This is a genomic window from Salipiger sp. HF18 (assembly GCF_011806505.1).
In the GTDB taxonomy this organism is placed as follows: Bacteria; Pseudomonadota; Alphaproteobacteria; order Rhodobacterales; family Rhodobacteraceae; genus Salipiger; species Salipiger thiooxidans.
Map to the genome: position 1 here is coordinate 1 of NZ_JAATOS010000667.1, position 1,837 is coordinate 1,837.

Annotated in this window: 2 protein-coding genes and 1 pseudogene; all 3 read right to left on the reverse strand. The window is 72.4% G+C overall.

Going from position 1 to position 1,837, the window contains the following annotated elements; translation table 11 throughout:
* A partial coding sequence (locus HC022_RS29950) for a GMC oxidoreductase (RefSeq protein ID WP_368484799.1) occupies positions 1-477 on the reverse strand: 477 nt, incomplete at its 3' end.
* A 69-nt stretch (positions 478-546) separates the two neighbouring features.
* A pseudogene (locus HC022_RS29520) lies at positions 547-1,357 on the reverse strand (GMC family oxidoreductase); the annotation flags it as partial.
* 47 nt (positions 1,358-1,404) lie between these two features.
* On the reverse strand, positions 1,405-1,837 hold a 433-nt coding region (locus HC022_RS25645), incomplete at its 5' end, for a shikimate dehydrogenase (protein WP_368484797.1).

A 1,837-nucleotide genomic window follows, 5' to 3' on the forward strand; every position in this document is an offset into this window, starting at 1 on the left:
CAGCCAGTCGCCGCGGCTGTCGCATGCGGGCCCGGGCGACATCTCGTGATCGCGCCAGTCGTCCATCGGCGCCGCGCCGACGATCCTCCGCCCCGCGATCATGCCATCGATCATCGCGCGTCGGTCCTCCTCGGTGGCAAGGAAGTTCGGGCGGATCGCGGGCTGGTCGTCGATCCGGGGGGTCAGCGCGTGGATGCTGCCGCGGCTCTCGGGGCGCAGTTGGGTCACGCCGAGCGTCATTCCCGGCTTCCGCTCGAGCTTGCGTTCGGCGGCGTTGGCGTAGCTCGCGTGCATGAAGAAAAACTGCACGTCCGGCCCCGCCAGCCCCTCGCGGCTCCGGATGAAGCCATGCACCAGCCCGGTGCCGTAGGTCAGAATGCCCCGTCGCGCGAGCGCGTAGCGCAGGACTTCGCGCACGAGGCGCGGGCCGCGGCTGAGCTCGTTCAGCGTCTCGGGACGGCGCACGCGCCAGTTCATTCGGGTGCAGAAATGGTCCGAGTAGTTCTCGCCCACCTGCGGCGCGTCCACGACCGTGTCGATGCCCAGCCCCCGCAGGCGTTGCGGGTCGCCGATGCCTGAAAGCTCGAGCAGCTGCGGGCTCTGCACCGCGCCGGCGCTGAGGATCACCTCGCGCGCGGCCCCGATGACGCGCTCGCCGGCCCCGTCGCGGACCCTGACGCCGGTCGCCCTGCCCTCGGCCGTCTCGATCCGGGTGACGCGCAGCCCGGTACGGATGCAGAGGTTCGGGCGGTTGCGCACCGGGGCGAGATAGGCGGCATAGGCGCTGGCGCGGCGGCCGTTGCGCTGGTTCACCTGGTACCAGCCGACACCGTCCTGCACCGCGCCGTTGTAGTCGGGGTTGCGCCGGTGGCCAGAGGCCTCGGCGGCGGCAAGGAAGGCCTCGCCGATAGCGGGCCGTTCCTGCACTTCGCAGAGGTCCAGCGGGCCTGCGTGGCCGCGCGCGCCATCCGGGTCGGGGCCCGCGTAGTTCTCGAGGCGACGGAACACCGGCTCCACCGCGTCCCAGCTCCACCCGGTGCAGCCGCTCTGGGCCCAGCTGGCCACGCACGTAGATCATGCCGTTGATCAGGGTCGAGCCGCCAAGGCCCTTGCCGCGCGGAATGGCGATCTCGCGGTTGCCGGTGGCCTCCTCCGGGGTCGAGGTGAAGCGCCAGTTGAACTTCGGGTTGGTCAGGAGCTTGTAGAACCCCGCCGGGATCGGAATCCACGGGCTGAGCGGGCGCCGCCCCGCCTCGATCAGCAGCACCCGGTGGCGCGGGTCCTCGGACAGGCGGTTGGCCAGCACGCACCCCGCGGTGCCGCCCCCAACGATGATGAAGTCAAAGCGTTCGGACATGGCTCAGGCCGCAGCCCCTGCGAACGACCGTGCAAGATGACGGCCGCTCATGCGATGGCGCCCATGTGCCGGGCCATGAGCTCGATCTGGCAACGCAGCATCGGCAGACCGGGATGCACCGTCGCGCCCCGCGCCCGCGCCTCGGCCAGGAGCGGCGTCTCGGCGGGCTCCATGATGGCCTCGGCCACCACCTGCCCCGCGTGCAGCGCCTCGACCGGCAGCGGCAACGGATCGCCCGCGCGGAGCCCCGCCGAGGTGGCGTTGGCGATGAGGTCGTAGCCGCCGACATCGCCCGCCGTGCCAGTGCCGCTTGTGGCGCAGGAGGGATAGGCCGCAGCCACCCGCGCCGCCAGATCCTCGGCCCTGGCTGCCGTGCGGTTGAGGATGGTGAGCGCCTCTGCCCCCGCTTCGGCCAGGGCGAAGGCGATGGCCGAGGCCGCCCCGCCCGCGCCCGCCAGCAGGATGCGGCGGCCCGACGGG